At 70.1% G+C, this 5,543-nt stretch carries 4 protein-coding genes; all 4 read left to right on the forward strand.

Annotation, left to right across the window (positions count from 1 at the left end; all coding sequences use genetic code 11):
- Window positions 1-641 (forward strand): hypothetical protein (locus HUW62_RS48245; RefSeq protein ID WP_217911962.1); only part of this gene is annotated, 641 nt, incomplete at its 5' end.
- A gap of 9 nt (window positions 642-650) precedes the next feature.
- Entirely contained in the window at window positions 651-2,771 is a 2,121-nt protein-coding gene (locus HUW62_RS45435) for a carbamoyltransferase C-terminal domain-containing protein (RefSeq protein ID WP_176437996.1), read from the forward strand.
- Window positions 2,768-4,744, forward strand: coding sequence for a TonB-dependent receptor (locus HUW62_RS45440; RefSeq protein ID WP_176437997.1), 1,977 nt, complete (start codon window positions 2,768-2,770; stop codon window positions 4,742-4,744). The genes HUW62_RS45435 and HUW62_RS45440 overlap by 4 nt, the downstream gene beginning before the upstream one ends.
- On the forward strand, window positions 4,741-5,543 hold an 803-nt coding region (locus tag HUW62_RS45445), incomplete at its 3' end, for an MXAN_6577-like cysteine-rich protein (protein WP_303626922.1). The genes HUW62_RS45440 and HUW62_RS45445, both read left to right, overlap by 4 nt.

Below are 5,543 nucleotides of genomic sequence, written 5' to 3' on the forward strand. Positions count from 1 at the left end.
ACCCCATCCCCAGCCCCTTCCAGCTCTGGAACGTGCGCGACATCGTCGCGTGGCGCAATGGCGTCGTCATCACCGGCGCCGAGGACGGAGACCTGGTGATGCTCCAGCTCCCCCAGGGCAACGTGCTCGCCCGCAAGCGCTACAACCCGGGCGCCCAGCGCGGCATCAACGGCCTGGCCATCCTCGATGACGACCTCGTGGCCGTGGCCTGCTCCGTGGGCCCCTCGGACAAGAACACGTGGCTCTTCCGCGTGCGCCCCGCGGAGTTCCAGTCCCAGGGCTCCGTGGACCTGAAGCAGAACCTGTCCCTGCCCCAGTCCTTCGCGTTCCGCGCCGCCATGGCCCGCGTCGGCGGTCAGCCATACGTCTTCGCCACCACGCAGGAGGGGCTCTTGTGGACCGTCCTCGTCACCCCCGACGGCCAGCTCCAGGTCCAGGCCTCCAGCTCCGTGGACTTCCCCATCGGCGAGGCCATTGACTACAACCCGACCACGTCCCAGCTCGCGGCCGTGGGCGTGCTCGTCAACCTCTTCAACGTCGCCGCGCCCGCACCCGCCGCTCCCGCGCCTCGCAAGCAGGCCCCCCAGGTCGCTCCGCCCCAGGCGCCTTCACTAAGGCCCGAGCCCGCTCCGGCGAACTGAGGCACTCCCATGTCGGGCCACAGCGCTCCGTGGGTGCTGGGCATTGGCGCGTCGAACCACAACGGCGCCGCGTGTCTCTTGCGCGGCGACGAAGTGGTCGTGGCCATCCAGGAAGAGCGCCTGCTGCGACGCAAGCGGGCGTGGCTTCCTGGCGGCCTCGCATCGCTGTCGGTGCGCTACTGCCTGGAGCACGCGGGCATCCAACCCGAGGACCTGAGCCTCGTCGCGTGCTGCTCGCTGATGGGGCCTCGTGGGCCCCTGTTCGACGTGCGGGCCAACCCCGACCTCGCCCTCCAGAGGACGGGGGTGCCGACCCTCACCCTCTCACATCATCTGGGACACGCCGTCGGCGCCTTCGCCACGTCCGGCTTCGACGAGGCCCTGGTGCTCGTCGCCGACGGCTTCGGCTCCAACGTCAACGACTTGCCCCCAGAGGAGCTGGCGGCGGTCGTCTCCGAGCGACGCGGAGAAGAGACGCTCTCCGTCTACCGCGCCTCACGCGAAGGCTTCGTCCCGTTGGAGAAACACCTGGGGACCTTCCTGGAGGTCACCGCCTCCGCGGAGCTGGAGCACTTCCAGGGGATGCCACGCTTCGGCAGCCTGGGCGGCCTGTACTCCGCCGTCGGGCGACAGCTCTTCTCGGACGTGCTCGAGGGGCCGGGCAAGGTCATGGGCCTCGCGCCCCATGGCGCGCCCGACCTCCCCGTCACCGACTTCTTCGACATCGTCGACGGACGGTTCGTCTTCTCCGACGCCGTGCCTCGGCGGTTCCCTCACAACGAGCGCTGGCCCGCGCGACAGGAGGAGTATCGGAACCTCGCGGCCTCCGCACAGGCGGCGCTGGAAGCAGGGCTGCTACACGTCGTCCGACGACTGCGCGCGAGCACGTCCTGCGACACGCTCTGCTACGCGGGTGGCGTCGCGCTCAACAGCGTGGCGAACGAGCGCCTCTTCACCGAAGCGGGCTTCCGGGACGTCTACGTCATGCCCGCCGCCGAGGACAGCGGCACGGCCCTGGGCGCGGCGTACCACGGGCTCTGGCACCTGACAGGTCGCCGCTCCAGTCGAAGGCTCCAGCAGGACAGCGTGGGCAGGACGTATCCCTCCGCTTGGATGGAGCGCGCCATCCAGGCGACTCCCGCCGTCGTGTCCCGTCGCTTGCCCTCGGTGGTGCCCGCCGTCGCGGACCTGCTGGTGGAGGGCAAGATGCTCGGGTGGTTCCAGGGAGGCTCCGAGCTGGGCCCGCGCGCGCTCGGGCAGCGGAGCATCCTCTGCGACCCGCGTCCCGGTGACATGAAGGACGTCCTCAACAGCCGGGTGAAGTTCCGCGAGGCCTTCCGCCCCTTCGCGCCCGCCATCCTCGCGGAGCATGCACGCGAGTGGTTCGACCTCGACGCCACGGAGTCCGACGACAGTCCCTTCATGCTGCGGGTATGGCGCTTTCGTGAGGCGCAGCGTCATCGCGTCCCCGCCGTCGCCCACGTCAACGGCACCGGCCGCGTCCAGACGGTCCGCGCGGAGCACGTCCCGCTGCTGCACGCGCTGCTCACGGCGTTCCATGCCCGCACCGGGGTGCCCGTCCTGCTCAACACCTCCTTCAACGTCGCGGGAGAGCCCATCGTCGAGACACCCGAGGACGCCCTGTGGTGCCTGCTGTCCACGGGGCTCGACGGCTGCGTGCTGGGTGAGCACCTCGTCATGAAGCAGGCGGCCTACGGTTCACTGCTGGACCTGGAACTGCACGTGCTCGGAGAGCGGCTTCCTCCCGAGCCCGGCGGTCTCGCGGGTGAAAACGACCTGGGGCACCTGTTGAAGGAGCCACTCGGGTTCGCCCTGGACGCGGAAGGTCGCGCCCTGGAGGATGCGCGCCAGATGACCGGCGGGTGGAGACATTGTGGCGCGTTCCGCGTGCGGACTCCGTGGGGCACGGTGCTCCAACTCGTCTCCCCTTCCCTCGCGGAGCTGGTGAAGACCATCGAACCCCGCATGACGGGCTGGCGATTGCTCGAACGTGCCGCTCGGGAAGACGCCACGCTGGATGAAGGACGGCTGCTGCGGATGCTCGGCTCGCTGCGCCGGGCTTCCATTCTCGGCTTCGGTCCGGGACTCGCTCCCGGTGCGGGAGCGTGAGGACAGCGTTCGCGAGGTGGTGCCTGGGACTGGCGCTGCTGGCAGGCGCCTCCGTGCGGGCCCAATCCTCCGAGGACGCTGGCACCCCACCGTTGTCCGAGGTCATCGACGTGGTGGGCAAGGTGCCCGACCCCGAGCCGATGGACCGCGCCTCGCAACGGGACCCCAGCAGCGTCGTCACCGTCATCTCCGTGGAGGAGCGCGGCGGCACGGCCCGCGACACCGCCGAGGTGCTCGCCACGTCACCGGGTGTCGCCATCCAGGAGTCGGGCGGGTATGGCCAGAGCAAGAGCCTCGTCGTCCGCGGCGCTTCGTCGAACGGGACGCTGGTGCTGCTCGACGGCATCCCCCTCAACGGCGCGGGTGGCAGCGCGGACCTGTCGCGCATCCCCCTGGCGCTCGCTCGCGAGTTCGAGGTGCTGCGAGGCAGCGCGGGTGCACGCTATGGCAGCGGTGGGCTCGGCGGCGTGGTGAACATCGTCACCCGCAGCCCTGGCGACACGCTGAGCCTGTCCGGGGAAGTGAGCTACGGAAGCTGGGATACGGCGACGGGTTGGCTCGCCGCCACCGGCCCGCTGCTGGACAGTGAGCTGCTCCTGCTCGTGCATGGTGGCACCTCCTCTGGCGGCTTCTCCTACCCCTTCGACACCACGCCCACGCTGCCGGGAGACGCGCCCGAGACGCGACGGCGCGACAACAACGATGCACGGGGCGCGGGTGCGCTGCTGCGCGTGAGGCATCGGCTGGCTCCGGGCGTGGTGGTGGATGCGATGGGCGAGGGCTCGCTGGAAGGACGCGGACTCGCGGGCACGGTGCAGAACCCCGTCGCGGACGCTCGTCAGTCCAGTCGCCGGGGCGTGCTGAGCCTGCGCGTGCTCGGCTCGCTCGCGAACCGGGTCGACGTGTCGGCGCGCGCGCACTTCCGACAGGAGCGCTTGGAGCTGTCCGGCGGCCCGGTGTCGCAGCAGGGCGTGCAGGTGCTGCGCGCGGGTGGCGGAGAGTTCGAGGGGCGAAGGCCCCTGGGTGACTCGCACGTCGTCTCAGCGCTGGCGAGCGTGGGTGGCGAAGGCCTGTCCACGAACGGGGTCGCCACGCCGACGGAGGAGCGGACGTCCTGGCTGCGCGCCAGCGTCATGGCGATGGACGACGTCGCGCTCTTCTCGGGGCGCCTGCACGTGACGCCCTCGCTGCGACTGGAGCGCGTGGGCCCATACACCCTGTGGTCTCCCAAGCTGGGGGCCCTGGTGTCACTGCCCGCCGGCCTGGAGCTGCGCGCCAACGTGGGACAGGCCCACCGCGCGCCTTCGATGCTGGAGTTGTACGTGCGCCAGGGCACGCTGCTGCCCAACGCGGACCTGCGCGCCGAGCGGGCCGTGTCCGCGGACGTGGCGTTGGCCCACCACACGGAGCGCTCGCTCGTGTCCGTGGGTGCCTTTCATAGCCTCTACGAGGACCTCATCGCCTACGAGGCCTATCCCCCGTTCGCCGCGAAGCCCTTCAACTTCGCCTCGGCGCGCGTCTCGGGGCTGGAAGTGGACGCGGAGGCGCGACCCACGCCCTACATGTCGGGCTCCCTGGCGTACACGGTGCTCGTCTCGCGCAACCTCCGGGACGACCCGCGCTACTACCTGAAGGAGCTTCCGCTCCGTCCGCGTCACACCGTGTCCGCGCGCGTGGCCGCCGGGCCTTCCTGGCTGACGGGCCGCGTGGAGCTGCGGGCCCAATCCTCGCAGCTTCGCAACCGCACCGGGGAGCTGGTGCTGCCGGCCCGGGCGCTGCTGCACGCGGGCGTGTCCACTATCTTGGGACGCCATCCCGCACTGACCCTCTCTCTCGATTTCAAGAATGTCTTCGACACCTTCGTCGAGGACTTCGACGGCTATCCCCTGCCGGGCCGCGCCGTGCTCGCCTCCGTGGCGATGTCGCTCGACGTCTCTCCCTCTTCCCCTCGAAAAAAGGCGGACACCCCATGAATGCCGCGCCACTTCCTCCCGGGCGACACGTCGCCGTCCTGGTCTCCCTGCTGTCGTGCCTGCTGCTGACGGGCTGCCCCGACGAAGGCGTTGTCTGTAGCGAGGGACTCTCCCGCTGCGGGGACACCTGCGTGGACCTCACCAGCGAGTCCGCGAACTGCGGCGAGTGTGGCAACACCTGCGGCACCGGACAGCTCTGCGCGCAGAGCGCGTGCCGCTGTCAGCAGGGCGCCACGGCCTGCGGCGACGCCTGTGTCGATACCCAGTCCTCGCCCCAGCATTGCGGCGGCTGCGCGGGCGAAGGCGGCAAGGTCTGCCAACCGTTCGAGGTGTGCATGAATGGCGACTGCCAGGGGAGCTGCGCTGGGGGCATGCTTCAGTGTTCAAACGGGTGTATCAATCCGGCCGTCAGCAACCTCCACTGCGGCGCTTGCGACAACGCCTGCGGCGACGCTCGCAGTTGCCGGGGCGGCGTGTGCACCTACGATGTGGTGGCCACGTGCTTCAACACCGGGCAGGTGGTGGGCATCCAGTCCGGCTCGGACTTCAAGGGCCCGAACACCCTGGTGGCCTCGTCTCCGCAGAGCGCGGCGCGGATGATGAACGTGCTGCTGGTGCTCGACTCCACACGCAAGCTCGTCCAGGCGCGTCTAAGTGACTACGGCGTGCTGCCCGCGCGCAACGACACGGGCCGCGCTCCCAACCAGGTTTTGGTCCTGGACCCGTACCTCTACATCCTCAACTCATCCGACAACACGCTTCAGATCCTCCGTCGCGAGGGAGACCCCATCCCCCCCGG

The organism is Myxococcus sp. AM011 (genome assembly GCF_013372595.1).
GTDB classification, from domain to species: domain Bacteria; phylum Myxococcota; class Myxococcia; order Myxococcales; family Myxococcaceae; genus Myxococcus; species Myxococcus eversor.